Raw genomic sequence first — 14,782 nt, 5'->3', positions numbered from 1 at the left:
CTCTGGGGTTAACCTCTGTTGATGGACACCTGAAGTAGCGGGATCCTTGGATTCTGCGGGAAGGTGTTCTTGTGAGCACGACACGACGAAAATTCACCCCGGAGTATCGGCGGGAGGCTGCCCGCCTTGTGATTGACACGGGCAGGCCGGTCGCGCCGGTGGCCCGCGAACTGGGCCTGGGTGAGCAGCTGCTGGGCCGGTGGGTTGCCCAGGAACGGGCACGGCTGGCCGCTCCAGAGGAATCCGCGGCAGCGGAGGCAGGGAACTCCGAGCTGGAGCGTTTGCGGCGGGAAAACGCACAGCTGCGGATGGATAACGAGTTCCTGGGAAAAGCCGCAGCCTTCTTCGCTTCCAAGCAGCAGAATCGGAATGCTTCGAGCTGATGGAGGCGGAGAAGGCTAACTACCCGGTCCAGCGAATGGCCCGGCTCTTGGGGGTGTCCCGATCCGGGTACTACGCTTGGCGCCGACGAAGCTCCGAGGAGTCGGAGCGGGCCATTGCCCGGGCGGAACTGGATGCGAAGGTCAGGCGGGCTCATGCGGATTCGTCCGGGATCTACGGGGCCCCTCGGGTCCAGGCGGCCCTGGCCAGGAACGGGACCGGCGTTGACCGGAAGACCGTGGCATCCTCAATGCGCCGGCAGGGCCTGGAAGGGATCTCTCCGCGGCGTTTCCGGCCGATAGCGCCGATCGGTGAGGCACGAGTCCATTCCATCCCGGACCTGGTGGCCAGGAAATGGGACACCGGGGCCCTGGACGCGGTCTGGATCTCAGACATCACCTACCTGCGCACCGATGAAGGCTGGGTGTATCTGTGCGCTGTCCGGGACGCCTGCTCCCGACGCGTGCTCGGATGGGCGATGGACTCAACCCAGACCACCGCCCTGGTCGAACGGGCACTGCGTATGGCCTACATCCTGCGCGGCGCAGGCCCGACCGGCGTCGTGTTCCACGCCGACCGCGGCACCCAGTACACCTCGACCCAGCTCAACGATGTCTGCACCGGGTTAGGCATCCAACAGTCCGTCGGCCGGACAGGGGTGTGCTGGGACAACGCCATGCAGGAATCGTTCTGGTCCACCCTGAAAACCGAGTTTTACGACCGGCGACGCTGGGCAACCAGGCACGACGCAATCCGGGCAACCGGCCGCTGGATCGAGGAGTTCTACAACCGTGCCCGGCTCCACTCAGCCATCGGCTACACCACACCCGTGGAACACGAACGACTCCTCACCACGGATAAACCTCAGCCGGCACAAGCCGCCTGATCGACTGTCCACGATTTGCGGGTAACCCCATCTCTCACTTAATGCGGCTTAAACGCCGACGCTCTCTCACTTTCTTCAAGAAAGTGAGAGAGCGTCGAGCCAAAACCCACATCAAGTGAGAGAGCGTCGAGCCAAAACCCACATCAAGTGAGAGAGCGTTTGGCTTACTTGACGGCGCGCTGCCGGGAGATTTCGTACAGCGAGATGCCCACGGCCATGGAGGCGTTGAGCGACTCCATGGCGGAATCAATGGGGATGGAGACAATCTGGTCGCAGTTCTCCCGGACCAGCCGGCTCAGGCCCTTGCCCTCGGAGCCCACCACGATGCAGACGGGTTCCGTGCCGAGGGTGAGGGCGGGCAGCGAGACGTCGCCGTCGCCGTCGAGCCCCAGGACGAAGATGCCCATGTTCTTGAACTGCTTCAGCGCGCTGTTGAGGTTGCCCGCGCGGGCAACCGGGACGCGCACGGCCGCGCCGGCGCTGGTCTTCCAGGCCGAGGCGGTGACGCCCACGGAACGGCGCTCCGGCACAATGACGCCGTGGCCGCTGAATGCGGACACGGAGCGGATGATGGCGCCCAGGTTGCGCGGGTCCGTGATGCCGTCCAGCGCCACGAACAGCGGCGCGTTTGCAACGTGGCCCTTCTTCCATCGGTCCACGGTTTCTTCGGCAAGATCGTAGGCGTCCTGGTATTCGTACGGCGGGATCTGCAGGACGAGGCCCTGGTGAACGGCGTCGTCGGTCATGCGGTCGAGTTCGGGCTTGCCGGTTTCGAGCAGCGGGATGCCGCGTTCTGCCGCGATCTTCAGCGACTCCTTAACACGGTCATCCATTTCAATCCGGATGGCGATGTGCAAGGCCTTCGCTGGGATGCCGGCACGGAGTGCTTCGACCACAGAGTTGCGGCCGGTGACAACTTCCTCGGTGGCCCGCCCCTTGGGACCTGAGCGGGCTGCGCCGGCGCTGCGGGCACCGGTACCGCGCTTGGCGGCAGAACGTTCCGCGAGCTGCTTGCTCTTGTGCGCCTTGTGATACGGGCGGTCCTCCGCCTTGGGGGTTGGGCCCTTGCCCTCCAGAGCCTTGCGGCCGTGGCCACCGGTTCCGATGGTGGGCCCCTTCTTTGCTTTGACCGACCGGCGACCGTTGTTGGCCATGAGAATTCCACCCTTGATTGTTTGACTGAGTCTGCTTAACAGTCTACTGAATCAAGTAAAATCGCCTGACCTTCGCGAAAACGCCGGGGGCATCAGTCCCGCTGCAGGCTCCACGTGGCGCCGTCCGGGCCGTCCTCGACGGCGATCCCGGCCGCCTTCAGCGTGTCCCGGATGGCGTCCGACGCAGCCCAGTCCTTGGTTGCCCGGGCCTGGGCACGTGCCGCGAGCTGGGCTTCGACCAGCACCTCAAGGGCAGCGGTTTCGCGGGCATCCGATACCGCGCCGGTTGCCACCGCGTTCAGGCCAAGAACACGGAGCATGTCGTGTACCGAGTGCAAGGCCTGTTGCGCATCCTCCAGCCGCCCTTCCGTCAGCGCGGTGTTCCCGGACCGGACGGTTTCGTGGAGCACTGCCAGCGCCTGGGGCACGTTGAGGTCGTCATCCATGGCCCGCTCGAACGGCTCCGGGACCTTGCCGTAGGTGGCGAACGCGTAGTTGCCGCCCTCGGACAGGGCGCGGACGGCGCGGCTGATAAAGCCGTCAATGCGTTCGACGGCGGCGGCGGCCTCTTCGAGCGAGGTGGGCCGGTAGTCCAGCACCGAGCGGTAGTGCGCCTGGCCGAGGTAGTACCGCACCACCCGTGGCGAGGCGAGCTCCAGCATCTCGGCCGGGCTGATGGTGTTGCCGATGGACTTGGACATCTTTTCACCCTCGTAGGTGACCATGCCGTTGTGCATCCAGAAGTTGGCGAAGCCGTGCCCTGCCGCCTGCGACTGGGCCATCTCGTTTTCGTGATGGGGGAAGCGCAGATCGAGGCCGCCACCGTGGATGTCGAACTCGGCGCCGAGGTATTTGGTGACCATGGCGGAGCATTCCAGGTGCCAGCCCGGACGGCCGGTACCCCACGGCGAAGCCCAGCTCGCCGTCGTCGGCTCTCCCTCTTTATAACCCTTCCACAAGGCGAAGTCGCGGGGGTCTTTCTTGCCGCGGGGATCGGCGTCGGGCGCCCCCTGCATGTCATCAATGTTTTGGCGCGTGAGGGACCCGTATTTATCCCAGGACCTCACGTCAAAGTAGACATCGCCGGAGCCGTCCAACGCCGGGTAGGCATGCCCGCGGTCGATCAGTTGCTGTATCAGCGCGTGCATCTCCGGGATGTGCCCCGTGGCGCGGGGTTCGTAGGTGGGACGCGATACGCCCAGCGTGTCGTAGGCCTTCAGGAATTCCTGCTCGTAGCGGTAGGCCAGCGCCCACCATTCCTCCTCGCGGACAGTATCCGGTCCGTCTTCGAAATCCGGGTCGAAGGACTCCGCGGATTTGCTCAGGATCTTGTCGTCGATGTCCGTAACGTTGCGGACGGCTGTGACGCGCAGGCCCCGGTACTCAAGCCAGCGGGTGAGCTGGTCGAAGGCGATGGCTGAGCGGATGTGGCCCACATGCGGCATGCCCTGCACCGTGGCACCGCAGTAGTACAGGCTCACCTTTCCCGGGACGAGGGGAACGAAGTCGCGGACTTCGGCGGATGCGGTGTCGTAAAAACGGAGGGTCACCGCTCCAGATTAGCCGATCCGGTCCGGTTGCTTGGGATACACCAAAGCGGTGGCAATGGCGGAAATGCCTTCGCCGCGGCCGGTGAACCCCAGCCCGTCACTCGTGGTGGCCGTGACGCTGACGGCGGCTTCAGCTGCCGCGCTCAGGACATCCTGCGACTCCAGCCGGCGCGGACCGAACTTCGGCCGGTTGGCCACAAACTGCACTGCCACGTTGCCGATTTCAAAACCGGCTGCCCGGACAATCCTGGCTGCCTCCTTCAGCAGGGTGATCCCTGAGGCCCCGGCAAACTCCGGGCGGTCCGTCCCGAAATGTGTACCCAGGTCCCCGATGCCGGCGGCTGAGAACAGGGCATCGGCGGCGGCGTGAGCCACGGGATCCCCGTCCGAGTGCCCGGCAAGGCCGCGCTCGCCTTCCCAGAACAGGCCGCCGAGCCACAGCGGACGTGGCTGGTCCTCCGATGCGTACGCGTGGACGTCCAGGCCGATGCCTGTGCGGGGCAGGATCATCTGCGGCCCTTCCATGTTCAGCCTTCCACCCAGCGGATCCCGAGTGGGCCTTCCAGCAGGCCCTCGGCAATGATCAGGTCGAGGGGGGTGGTGATTTTCAGGGACTGGGTGGAGCCGTGGACGGCATGCACGGGGACGCCCAGAAGTTCGACGAGCATGGCGTCGTCGGTGACGGCAGCGGCCTGGGCTTCGTCGAACCGGGAGGCTGCCCGGTGGGCGTCGTGCAGCGTGGAGAGCCGGAATCCCTGGGGTGTCTGGACGGAGCGCAGTTCCTCCCGCGGGGCAGTCCCGGTCACAAGTTCCGGGGCAATGGCGGCGTCCTCGCCGCTGGTGCTGGCCACGGTCTTGACCGTGTCCACCACCGGAACTGCCGGAATGACCGCAACGGCGCCGGCGGCCAAGGAGTCCACCACCCGGTGGAAAACATACTCCGGGGTCAGCGCGCGGGCGGCGTCATGAACCAGCACCGCTTCGATGCCCTCCATCAGGCCTCCAAGGCCAGCCCGGACCGACTCAGCCCGGGTGGCACCGCCGTCCACGAGGGTGAGGACGGGCCCGCCGTCGGCCAGTTCCTCCCTGAATTCCTCCAACAGCTCGTGCAGTCCGTCGGCACCCGCCGGCAACACGATGCACACCTGGCTGCTCACCCCGGAGGCAACGACGCCGCGGAGCGCGTGCATCAGGATTGGTTCTCCGCCGAGGGGTACCGCAGCCTTCGGCATCCCGTGCCCAAGCCTTTCGCCGGAGCCGGCGGCCACAAGGATGACGGCGGTAACGGGGCGGGGCAGTGCGTTGCTCATGGCGTCTAGCCTACGTCCCGCCCGGCCAGTCCGGCTGGACCCTGCGACGGAATTGGTGGGCGCCGGCGATCGTCGGCAGTGGCGGTCGGCCTCGAGGCCGCGCCACGGGGACGCGCCACGGGCTGAAATTGGGCAAAAAGAAACCCCGGAGGTGCTTTCGCATCCCCGGGGCTCAATTCTTAGGAAGCCAGGACCTCGTCGAGAACGCTTGCCGCCTTCTCTTCATCGGTCTTTTCAGCCAGTGCCAGTTCTGAAATCAGAATCTGGCGGGCCTTGGCCAGCATGCGCTTTTCACCTGCGGAAAGGCCCCGATCGTGATCGCGGCGCCAAAGGTCACGGACAACCTCTGCTACCTTGATGACGTCACCGGAAGCAAGCTTCTCCAGATTTGCCTTGTACCTGCGTGACCAGTTGGTGGGCTCTTCAGTGAACTCGGCACGAAGCACGTCAAACACGTGCTCCAGGCCTTCCTTGCCCACTACGTCACGTACCCCAACAAGGTCAACGTTCTCTGCTGGAACTTCAATGGTCAGATCACCCTGAGCCACCTTGAGCTTGAGATACATTTTCTCTTCGCCCTTGACAGTGCGCATCTTGATTTCTTCAATTTTTGCAGCACCGTGGTGAGGGTAAACTACTGTCTCGCCGACCTCAAATACCATGTAAACATTCCCCTTTCCCGCAGACCAGTTTATCACGATTCAGGCATATGACTGGCCTGGAACGAGCCCCGGAACCGCGTGAATACGCGGAAAATGGGCGGAATCGACCCCCTCGGACCCCTTGACGGATGCGGATAATAGTGCATGCGGGGCCTGCTGCCAAGGACATTGTGACCGCGCGGAATCCTCGTTTGGGCCCGTTTGCGGCTAGGCTATGGCTGATTAATGTTTCCACACTCTCGAGGAGTACGTGACGTGCGTTTCACTGCGATGAACCGGGCCCAGAGCGGCAAACTGGCACTGGCGGCAGGAGCTCTGGCCCTGGGCTTGGCCACGATGACAGGCTGCGGCTACATCACCCCCCAGCAGACCACTCACCAGTACTCCTCCTCGGACGGCATCCGTGCCGACCTGGGTCCGCTGCAGTTGCGGAACATGCTGATCGTCTCCGCCGGTGAGAACAAGCCCGGCCGCCTGCTCGGCGCCGTCTACAACTCCTCCTCGCAGGACGTGAAGCTTACTGTCAACGGCGCCAAGGGTTCACAGACCCAGGTGCCCGTCAAGGCCAACTCCTACACCCTGCTCAACGAATCAACGGACGAGGCCATCCTCAGCACGAGCGGCGGCATTCCGGGTTCCCTCGTGGACATCAAGGTCACCGAGGACGGCACCAACGTCAACAAGACTGTGAAGATGCCCGTCCTGGACGCCACGCTCCCCGAGTACAAGGAATACCTGCCGGCAGGCAGCGAACCCACCGGAACCGCGTCCCCCACCCCGTCGTCATCAACGTCGGCATCGCCGTCGGCAAGCGCCACCGCCGGCGCGCACTAGTCACGGCCGCCGCCAGGCAACCGCAGCCGGGCAACAGCCACCAGGCAAACCGCGGTAACGCAAAAGGAGGGGCTCCCCAGGGGAGCCCCTCCTTTTGCGTTACCGGCGCCGTTGGACTGCCGGGATACCGCCTACGGCTCGAACTTGTAGCCGAGACCGCGGACCGTCACCAGGTAGCGCGGCGCTGACGGATCCGGCTCGATCTTGCCGCGGAGCCGCTTGACGTGCACGTCCAGGGTCTTGGTGTCCCCCACATAGTCGGATCCCCACACCCGGTCGATCAATTGGCCGCGGGTCAGCACCCGGCCCGAATTCCGCAGCAGCATTTCCAGCAGCTCGAATTCCTTCAGCGGCAGGAGGACCTGCTCACCGTCCACGCTGACCACGTGCCGTTCGATGTCCATCCGGACGGGGCCTGCCTGCACTGTGGCGGAGATCAGCTCTTCCGGCTCACCCTGCCGGCGGAGCACGGCCCGCACCCGGGCCACCAGTTCTCGGGACGAGTACGGCTTGGTGACATAGTCGTCGGCGCCCAGTTCGAGGCCCACCACCTTGTCGATCTCCGAGTCCTTGGCCGTCAGCATGATGACCGGAACACCGGAACGCTGCCGCAGCTGCCGGCAGACCTCCGTTCCGGACAGGCCGGGAAGCTGCAGGTCCAGGAGGACCAGGTCCGCCCCGTTCCGGTCGAACTCAGTGATCGCGTCCAGGCCGTTGTCCACGACCTCGACTTCGAATCCTTCCTTGCCCAGCAAATACGACAACGGGTCGCTGAAAGACTCTTCGTCCTCAACAATCAAAATCCTGCTCAAGCGCTGGCTCCTTGCTCATGTACGCCGCGCTCTTTGACACGCTCGGGTACGGCTCGATCTCTGACAACTGGGGTATCGGGTTCGTCCTGGCTCTCCATCTCAGGAAGCCTCAGGGTGAAGGTGGACCCCTGGCCGGGCCGGGACCACAGGGTCACCTCGCCGCCGTGGTTGGAGGCAACGTGTTTGACGATGCTCAGGCCCAGGCCGGTGCCGCCGGTGTGGCGGGACCGTGCCGCGTCCACGCGATAGAAACGTTCAAAGACCCGTTCCTGGTCCTCCGGGGTCATGCCCTCGCCCTGGTCAGTGACCGAAACGGCGATGAGTCCGTCCTTGGAACGGACCCCCACCCCCACCTTGGTGTTCTCCGGCGAATAGCGGATGGCGTTATCGATCAGGTTCCGCAGCGCGGTTACCAGCAGATCGCGGTCACCGTACACTGTGGCAGCTACGGGTTCCCCGACGACGATCTGGATTTTCTTGCTTTCGGCGGGCAACTGGGACCGGTCCACGGCTTCGGCGATGACGGCGTTAATGTCCACCGCGCTGCCGCCCTGGGACACGCTTGCGCCCTGGAGCCGGGAAAGTTCGATGATGTCCTGGACCAGGGCCGCGAGCCGGCCCGATTCCTTGTGCATCCGTTTGGCGAAGCGGCGCACCGCCTCTTCGTCATCCGCGGAGGACTCAAGGGCCTCGGCCAGCAGGGAAATCGCGCCCACCGGGGTCTTCAGCTCGTGGGACACGTTGGCGACGAAGTCGTTGCGGATCTCTTCCGTGCGGGTGATCTCGGTGCGGTCATCGGCCAGCAGCAGGATGTATTCCTCGCCGAGCATGGCTGCACGCACCTGGACAATAATGGTGCCCTGGCCGAGCGGTCCGCGCGGGAGCTCCAGCTTCTTCTCCAGGATCACGCCGTCGCGGCGAACGCCGGCCGTCATGTCCAGCAGCTCCTTGTGGACCACCGTGTGGCCGCGCACAAGGCCGTAGGCGTAGGCCGCAGGGCTGGCCCTGACCACACCGTCCACCGCGTCCACCACCACGAAGGCCCGGCCAACCACGGCCAGTACCTCCGCTGCGCCTGCCGGCAGGGACGGCTCGTCCATGTCCACGTCGACATACCGCCGCTGTTTTTCACTGACCCTGAAGGCGAGCACGCCAAAGGTGCCCAGCGCCAGGCCGACGAGGCCGGCGATGACACCGATAAGCGTAGGATCCACAGCTCCAGCTTATGCTGAGATGAGTGGCTGGCCGGTGCGTCCGGGGCCGTTGCACAGACGGTTCAGCTAACGTTCATTTACAAGAGACTTGCCGTTCACCGCACGCTGGCAGAGTTACGGGTTGGAGTGCCGAACGGCGACATGAATTCCGTCTGCCATTGGGGGCGGGGTTCCGAAGAAAGGACGCCCCCGTGCGTAAGGTTTTTCAGGAAGAGCTGACCCAGGTCGGTGAGCAGCTGGTTGAGATTTCAAAGTTGGTCAGTGAGGCAATGGAGAAGGCCACCACGTCCTTCGAGGTTGCTGACGTTGACCTTGCGGAGGACGTCATCGCGGCCGATGCCCGCATCGACTTCCTGCAGAACAGCCTGGACGAACGTGCCATCGACATCCTCGCGCTGCAGGGCCCGGTTGCCAGCGACCTCCGCATGATCGTTGGCTCGCTTCGGATGAGTGCCTCGCTGGAGCGGATGGGTGACCTTGCCCGGCACGTCGCCCAGCTGGCCCGGCTGCGCTTCCCGTCCACCGTGATCCCCGCATCCATGACGGAAACGTTCAAGAAGATGGCCGAGCTGGACCAGCTGATTGCGGACAAGCTCACCGTGCTCCTGGAAACCCGGGACCTCGAGGTGGCCCGCGACATCCTGAAGGCCAACACCACCATCGATGACCTTCACCTGAGCGTCTTCAAGGCCATCGCTTCGCCGGACTGGGCCGAGTCCCCCGCGACCACCGTGGACGTTGCCCTCGCGAGCCGCTACTTCGAACGGTTCGCTGACCACGGCGTCTCCGTGGCCCGCAAGGTCACCTACCTGGTCACCGGCGAATGGCAGCCCCAGGCCCTCTAGCCCAAAAAGTTCACCGCGTACGACGGCGGGCCGGTCACCTGAGGTGACCGGCCCGCCGTCGTCAATTAACCGTCAACGCAACCCGCGGAGTCTTATTTCTTGCCCTGGTTCGCCACGGCCAGGATGGCCTCGGCGGCGGCATCGGGGTCCAGGTAGGTGCCGCCGGCCTTGATGGGCTGGAAGTTCTCGTCGAGGTCATAGACCAGCGGGATCCCGGTGGGGATGTTCAGGCTGGCAATGGCGTCGTCGCTGATGCCGTCCAGGTGCTTGACCAGGGCGCGGAGGGAATTGCCGTGGGCGGTGACCAGGACGGTCTTGCCGGCCTTGAGGTCTACCTTGATATCGGATTCCCAGTACGGCAGGAGACGGGTCAGGACGTCCTTGAGGCACTCGGTGCGCGGCAGGGCGTCGCCGAGGTCCGCGTAGCGCGGATCATGGGCCTGGGAGAATTCGCTGTCATCCGAGAGGGGCGGCGGCGGGGTGTCATAGCTGCGGCGCCATTCCATGAACTGCTCTTCACCGAACTCCGCCAGGGTCTGGGCCTTGTCCTTGCCCTGCAGCGCCCCGTAGTGGCGTTCGTTCAGGCGCCAGTCCCGCTTGACCGGGATCCACCCGCGGTCCGCCTTGTCCAGCGTGATGTTGGCCGTGTTGATGGCGCGCTTCAGCAGTGACGTGTAAACAACGTCGGGCAGGATGTTGTTCTCCACCAGGAGCTCACCGCCGCGGGCCGCTTCCTCGCGGCCCTGGTCGTTAAGGTCAACGTCCACCCAGCCGGTGAACAGGTTCTTGGCGTTCCATTCGCTGTGGCCGTGGCGCAGCAGAATCAGCTTGTAAGTCATGATTTTCATCCTAGCCGAGGGCACGCTTGAGCCCGCTGTGCGTTACACCACAGGACGTTCCGGGGCTAAAGTTGGGCGGTGGTGCAAAAGGCTGAACGGGTGAACGCTCCCCATCATCGGAACGGCAAACCCGTAGGAAACGTCACCCGCGGCACCACCAACCCGAACCGGATGCGCCGGGTGGACCGCTGGCTGACGGGGCCGCAGTCCTGGCGGCTGCGGGCGGCCAAAGACCCCTTGGTGGTTGACCTGGGCTACGGCGCAACGCCAGCCACCGCCGTCGAACTTTTTGAACGCCTCCGCGCTGCCCGGCCGGACGTGCGCGTCTGCGGGATCGAAATCGAACCGGAACGGGTCCGCGCTGCCAAGGCCCTGGAACAGCCGGGCCTGCGCTTCCAGGTGGGCGGCTTCGAGCTGGCCCTCCCCGGGCGCCCGGTCCTGGTCCGGGCGTTCAACGTCCTGCGGCAGTATGAGGAGGCCGACGTCGCGGACATTTGGCGCCTGGTTCAGGGCAGGCTCGCCCCCGGCGGCCTCTTCATCGACGGAACGTGCGATGAGATCGGCCGGCGCGTGGCCTGGATAGCCCTCGACGCTGAACGGCCGCTATCGCTGAGCATGTCCGTGCGGTTCGGCAGCTTTGACCTGCCCTCGGACATTGCCGAGCGCCTGCCCAAGGCCCTCATCCACCGGAACGTCCCCGGTGAGCCCGTGCACCGGCTGATGCAGGCCATGGACCGCGCGTGGCTGGAATCGGCGCCGCTGGCTTCGTTTGGGAACAGGCAGCGCTGGCAGGGCATGTGCAAGGCACTGCGCGACGGCGGCTGGCCGGTTCAGGACGGGCCGTCGCGGTGGCGTCTGGGCGAGCTGACCGTGGACTGGGATGCCGTAGCTCCCGGCGGCTACCAGCCGTAAGGGCGGCTTCCGCCCCGGCCCGCGTCCTTGACGGCCGGGCGGACATCGGCGAGGTAGACGGACGCTGCCACAACGGCAGCCAGCCCGAACAGGCCCAGGGTGCCGAACAAGCCGCCGCTGCTGAACAGGGAGATGACTCCGATGAGGGTTGCGCCGCCGGTCAGTGCCAGCCAGAACGTCTTGGTCCGCTTGCCGGTGGCCTCAAACGCGGCGGACTTGTGGCGAACGCAGTCCAGCAGCGCCCACGCCTCGAGGCCCAGTGCCACCAGGGCAAGGACAAAAAACACTGCGCGCTCGACATAAAAAATCATCATTTGACCGTCCACTGTCCAAGCCTAGCCGCCCAGCGCGTCCAGTGCCTGCTTCAAATCGGCCCAGAGGTCCTCAACATTCTCGATGCCCACACTCAGCCGGACCAGGTTCTCCGGCACACTGAGGGGCTCGGCAGTGTGCCGGCGCCGCCGTTCGATCAAAGACTCGACGCCGCCGAGGGAGGTGGCGGGCAGCCAAAGGTGCAGGGCACGCACCAGTTTGTCCGCGGCGTCGGCTCCGCTAAGGCCGGCCACGGGCGCGATCTGAACACACACGATGGATCCGAAGCCCTTCATCTGGGACTTGGCCCGCTCATGGCCGGGATCGGTGGGGAGCCCGGGGAACCGGATGCTTTCGACCAGGGGGTGCTGGCTGAGCCGCTCGGCCAGGACCGCCGCTGACGCCTGCGACCGCTCCACGCGCAAGGCCAGGGTGCGGAGTCCGCGCAGCGCCAGCCAGGCCTCGAACGGGCCGGCGATGCCACCGTGGATGGTGCGGTTGTGCAGCAGCGCCGCCCGGATGTCCGGGTTTGAGGTCACCAGGGCGCCGAGGACAACGTCGGAATGGCCGGCCAGGTATTTCGTCACCGAGTGCAGCACCACGTCCGAGCCGAGGGTCAGGGGCTGCTGGACCAAGGGGGTGGAGAAGGTGTTGTCGGTGACCACGATGGCGCCGGCGGCGTGGGCCGCGGCGGTCAGTTCGCGGATGTCCGCGATTCCCAGCATGGGGTTGGTGGGGCTTTCCAGCCAGAGCATCCTGGCGGCCTTGGCACCCGGTCCCCGCGGGGCCAGCTGTTCCTTGACGGCGTCCGTGTCTGCGATGTCCACGGTCCGGAGCTCGAGGAATCCCTTCTGCGCCATTTCGCTGGCCATCACCATCGAACCCGCGTAGCTGTGCGAGGGCATCACCAGGACCCCGCCGGCCGGCAGCAGCGACAGGGCGGAACTCACCGCCGCCAGACCCGATGCGTAGAGCAGGCCGGGTAGTTCGGAGCCTTCCAACTGGCCGAGAGCCTCTTCGAAGGGATCCCAGGTGGGGTTCGCGTAGCGGCCATAGCCCCGGTCGCCGTCGCCCAGTGCTCCGGTGCCGAAATACGTCGACGACAGGACGATGGGCGGGTTCACGGGTTCGTCGTGCTCCCGCGGGGGCCTGCCGGCGGCAACCACCACGGTTTCGGCGGACAGGGACGCTGCGTGCTGTTCCGTGAGGCTCATGGTGAAAGCGTACTTTGACGCGCGCGGAGCGCTGAAGTCGGTAGGCTGGAGCAGTGACCACCACCAACAGCCCTGGACTTTTCATCGCCTTTGAAGGCGGTGACGGCGCCGGGAAATCCACGCAGGCGGCCCTGCTGGCCATGGCCCTGGAATCACGCGGCCTGACGGTCCTGCGGACCCGGGAACCGGGCGGGACACCCATCGGCGAGAAGCTGCGTTCCCTCGTCCTGGATCACGGCCACGGCCACATTGACGCCCATACCGAGGCCCTCATTTTTGCTGCCTCCCGCGCCGCCCACGCCAGCCAGGTGATCCGTCCGGCGCTGGAGCGGGGTGAGGTGGTCCTGACTGACCGCTACATCGATTCGTCCGTGGCCTATCAGGGTGCCGGCCGCGATCTCGGCGCCGATGCCGTGCGTTCGCTCAACGAGTGGGCCACATCCGGGCTGCAGCCGGACCTGACGGTGTTGTTGGACGTGGACCCGGCCGTCGGCCGACGCAGGCGGACTGCCGGTGCCGCCGCGGAGGACCGGCTCGAATCCGAAGCAGACGAGTTCCACACCACCATCCGTGACGCCTTCCTCGATCTTGCTGCCGGCCGCCCGGAAGCATACCTCGTCCTGCCGGCCCACCTGCCCGTCGCCGACCTCGCGGCGCGGATCCTGGCGAGCGTCGACTCCCTGCTGACGGCGGCGCGGGGTGCCGCATGAGCGTCTGGGATGACCTCCAGGGCCAGCCCGCCGTCGTCGAACAGTTGCGGCAGGCAACCCTCGGTGAGGGCCTGACCCATGCGTGGCTGTTCACGGGACCGCCCGGTTCCGGGCGCTCCAATGCCGCCAAGGCCTTCGCAGCGGCGCTCAACTGCGACCAGGAGGATGTGACCCGGCGCGGCTGCGGCGAATGCCACGCCTGCCAGACCATCCTCGGCGAGACCCATTCGGACGTCACCTTCGTCCGGACCGAGAAAGTCACCATCACCATCGACGAGGCGCGCGACCTGGTGTCCACGGCAGGCAACCGGCCGTCCTCGGGGCGCTGGCGGATCATCGTGGTGGAAGACGCCGACCGCATGGCCGAACGCACCACCAACGTCCTGCTGAAGGCGATCGAGGAACCTACCCCGCGGACCATTTGGATGCTGTGCGCGCCATCACCCGCCGACGTGCTGGTGACCATCCGGTCCCGCTGCCGTGCCGTGGCCCTGCGCCTGCCCCCGGCCGCCGACGTCGCGGCGTTGCTGGTGAAGCGCGACGGCGTGGAACCGGCCCTCGCTGAACGCGCGGCCCGCGCCGCGCAGAGTCACGTGGGGATTGCCCGCCGGCTGGCGCGGGATCCGGAGGCTCGCGAACGCCGGATGGAGACCGTGAAGTTCCCGCTGGGGCTGCGCGGGGTCACCGCGGCGGTGATGATGGCGGACAAGCTCGTAAAGATCGCCACGGCCGAGGCGAACAGTTCCAATGAAGAGCGCGACGCCGCGGAGAAGGCGGCGCTGCTGGCCACCTTGGGCGCCCCTGAGTCCGGGACGCTGCCTCCGTCCATGCGGAGCCAGATCCGGCAGCTGGAGGAGGACCAGAAACGCCGGGCCAAGCGGTCCATCACCGATTCGTTGGACCGGACCCTCACTGACCTGCTTTCCTTTTACCGGGACGTGCTGATCATCCAGCTGGGGAACAGTGTTGAGCTGGTGAACGTTGAGCTCAGGAGTGAACTGGAGGAATTTGCCGGCCGGTCTGCCCCGGAGACCACGCTTGCCCGCATGGACGCCATCAATAAAGCCCGCCAACGCATCACCACCACCAACGTTGCTCCGCTGTTGACCATTGAGTCCATGGCAGCCAGCCTGATCTAGCCCTTCCA

At 65.7% G+C, this 14,782-nt stretch carries 16 protein-coding genes; 6 read left to right on the top strand and 10 right to left on the bottom strand.

From position 1 onward, the window contains the following. The first annotated feature begins 71 nt into the window (after nt 1-71). A protein-coding gene (locus PY310_RS12750) for an IS3 family transposase (RefSeq protein WP_275214626.1) occupies nt 72-1,267 on the top strand; the annotation gives its coding sequence in 2 pieces (ribosomal slippage) (nt 72-339 and nt 339-1,267; 1,197 coding nt in all). A 164-nt stretch (nt 1,268-1,431) separates the two neighbouring features. Here the strand turns inward: PY310_RS12750 and rlmB are convergent. From rlmB to PY310_RS12725, 5 genes are all read right to left on the bottom strand, one after another. After that, nucleotides 1,432-2,421, bottom strand: a complete 990-nt coding sequence (gene rlmB, locus PY310_RS12745) for a 23S rRNA (guanosine(2251)-2'-O)-methyltransferase RlmB (RefSeq protein ID WP_275214768.1) — start codon at nt 2,419-2,421, stop codon at nt 1,432-1,434. 92 nt (nt 2,422-2,513) lie between these two features. Beyond that, nucleotides 2,514-3,971, bottom strand: coding sequence for a cysteine--tRNA ligase (cysS, locus tag PY310_RS12740; RefSeq protein ID WP_275214767.1), 1,458 nt, complete (start codon nt 3,969-3,971; stop codon nt 2,514-2,516). Between the two features lie 9 nt (nt 3,972-3,980). Continuing rightward, nucleotides 3,981-4,496: a 2-C-methyl-D-erythritol 2,4-cyclodiphosphate synthase gene (ispF, locus tag PY310_RS12735; protein ID WP_419095481.1), complete on the bottom strand. Its 516-nt coding sequence runs from the start codon at nt 4,494-4,496 to the stop codon at nt 3,981-3,983. A 2-nt stretch (nt 4,497-4,498) separates the two neighbouring features. Further along, nucleotides 4,499-5,281 carry a 2-C-methyl-D-erythritol 4-phosphate cytidylyltransferase gene (ispD, locus tag PY310_RS12730; RefSeq protein WP_275214765.1) on the bottom strand — a complete coding sequence of 261 codons (783 nt, stop codon included), beginning with the start codon at nt 5,279-5,281 and terminating at the stop codon, nt 4,499-4,501. Between the two features lie 179 nt (nt 5,282-5,460). Further along, nucleotides 5,461-5,943 carry a CarD family transcriptional regulator gene (locus PY310_RS12725; RefSeq protein WP_026266570.1) on the bottom strand — a complete coding sequence of 161 codons (483 nt, stop codon included), beginning with the start codon at nt 5,941-5,943 and terminating at the stop codon, nt 5,461-5,463. A gap of 270 nt (nt 5,944-6,213) precedes the next feature. On the opposite strand from PY310_RS12725, the gene PY310_RS12720 reads away from it, so the two are divergent. Next, nucleotides 6,214-6,777 carry a hypothetical protein gene (locus PY310_RS12720; RefSeq protein ID WP_275214779.1) on the top strand — a complete coding sequence of 188 codons (564 nt, stop codon included), beginning with the start codon at nt 6,214-6,216 and terminating at the stop codon, nt 6,775-6,777. 131 nt (nt 6,778-6,908) lie between these two features. On the opposite strand, the gene PY310_RS12715 is transcribed toward PY310_RS12720, so the two are convergent. Next, nucleotides 6,909-7,589, bottom strand: a complete 681-nt coding sequence (locus PY310_RS12715) for a response regulator transcription factor (protein WP_190990219.1) — start codon at nt 7,587-7,589, stop codon at nt 6,909-6,911. Next, entirely contained in the window at nt 7,586-8,803 is a 1,218-nt protein-coding gene (locus PY310_RS12710; RefSeq protein ID WP_275214762.1) for a sensor histidine kinase, read from the bottom strand. Before PY310_RS12710 ends, PY310_RS12715 begins: the two co-directional genes overlap by 4 nt. Nucleotides 8,804-8,994: 191 nt before the next feature. On the opposite strand from PY310_RS12710, the gene phoU reads away from it, so the two are divergent. Continuing rightward, on the top strand, nt 8,995-9,648 hold the full coding sequence (gene phoU, locus PY310_RS12705; RefSeq protein ID WP_275214761.1) for a phosphate signaling complex protein PhoU: 654 nt from the start codon (nt 8,995-8,997) through the stop codon (nt 9,646-9,648). Between the two features lie 92 nt (nt 9,649-9,740). On the opposite strand, the gene PY310_RS12700 is transcribed toward phoU, so the two are convergent. Continuing rightward, nucleotides 9,741-10,487 (bottom strand): phosphoglyceromutase, encoded by a 747-nt coding sequence (locus PY310_RS12700; protein WP_275214760.1) that lies wholly within the window; start codon nt 10,485-10,487, stop codon nt 9,741-9,743. A 78-nt stretch (nt 10,488-10,565) separates the two neighbouring features. Between PY310_RS12700 and PY310_RS12695 the strand changes: the two genes are divergently transcribed. Beyond that, nucleotides 10,566-11,399 (top strand): class I SAM-dependent methyltransferase, encoded by an 834-nt coding sequence (locus PY310_RS12695; RefSeq protein ID WP_275214759.1) that lies wholly within the window; start codon nt 10,566-10,568, stop codon nt 11,397-11,399. On the opposite strand, the gene PY310_RS12690 is transcribed toward PY310_RS12695, so the two are convergent. Continuing rightward, nucleotides 11,387-11,713: a DUF2516 family protein gene (locus PY310_RS12690; RefSeq protein WP_419095480.1), complete on the bottom strand. Its 327-nt coding sequence runs from the start codon at nt 11,711-11,713 to the stop codon at nt 11,387-11,389. The two genes, PY310_RS12695 and PY310_RS12690, sit on opposite strands and share 13 nt — an antisense overlap. 21 nt (nt 11,714-11,734) lie before the next feature. Further along, a complete protein-coding gene (locus tag PY310_RS12685) occupies nt 11,735-12,925 on the bottom strand; it encodes a trans-sulfuration enzyme family protein (protein WP_275214757.1) in 1,191 nt (396 codons plus the stop codon). Between the two features lie 53 nt (nt 12,926-12,978). Here PY310_RS12685 and tmk point away from each other — a divergent pair, with 53 nt between their 5' ends. Continuing rightward, the gene (tmk, locus tag PY310_RS12680; protein ID WP_275214755.1) at nt 12,979-13,635 is read left to right on the top strand and encodes a dTMP kinase; all 657 of its coding nucleotides are present in this window, start codon (nt 12,979-12,981) and stop codon (nt 13,633-13,635) included. After that, nucleotides 13,632-14,774 (top strand): DNA polymerase III subunit delta', encoded by a 1,143-nt coding sequence (locus PY310_RS12675; protein WP_275214754.1) that lies wholly within the window; start codon nt 13,632-13,634, stop codon nt 14,772-14,774. The genes tmk and PY310_RS12675 overlap by 4 nt, the downstream gene beginning before the upstream one ends. The last annotated feature ends 8 nt before the right edge of the window (nt 14,775-14,782 follow it).

Origin of the sequence: Pseudarthrobacter naphthalenicus (assembly GCF_029076445.1) — a bacterium.
In the GTDB taxonomy this organism is placed as follows: Bacteria; Actinomycetota; Actinomycetes; order Actinomycetales; family Micrococcaceae; genus Arthrobacter; species Arthrobacter naphthalenicus.
The sequence above is the reverse complement of the archived record's forward strand: the minus strand, read 5'-3'. Positions and strand labels throughout refer to the sequence as shown.

Coding starts and splice junctions, on each gene's coding strand:
- rlmB (WP_275214768.1), bottom strand. CDS start 2,421: ATGGCCAACAACGGTCGCCGGTCGGTCAAAGCAAAGAAGGGGCCCACC.
- ispF (WP_419095481.1), bottom strand. CDS start 4,496: ATGGAAGGGCCGCAGATGATCCTGCCCCGCACAGGCATCGGCCTGGAC.
- ispD (WP_275214765.1), bottom strand. CDS start 5,281: ATGAGCAACGCACTGCCCCGCCCCGTTACCGCCGTCATCCTTGTGGCC.
- PY310_RS12725 (WP_026266570.1), bottom strand. CDS start 5,943: ATGGTATTTGAGGTCGGCGAGACAGTAGTTTACCCTCACCACGGTGCT.
- PY310_RS12720 (WP_275214779.1), top strand. CDS start 6,214: ATGAACCGGGCCCAGAGCGGCAAACTGGCACTGGCGGCAGGAGCTCTG.
- PY310_RS12700 (WP_275214760.1), bottom strand. CDS start 10,487: ATGACTTACAAGCTGATTCTGCTGCGCCACGGCCACAGCGAATGGAAC.
- PY310_RS12690 (WP_419095480.1), bottom strand. CDS start 11,713: ATGATGATTTTTTATGTCGAGCGCGCAGTGTTTTTTGTCCTTGCCCTG.
- PY310_RS12685 (WP_275214757.1), bottom strand. CDS start 12,925: ATGAGCCTCACGGAACAGCACGCAGCGTCCCTGTCCGCCGAAACCGTG.
- PY310_RS12675 (WP_275214754.1), top strand. CDS start 13,632: ATGAGCGTCTGGGATGACCTCCAGGGCCAGCCCGCCGTCGTCGAACAG.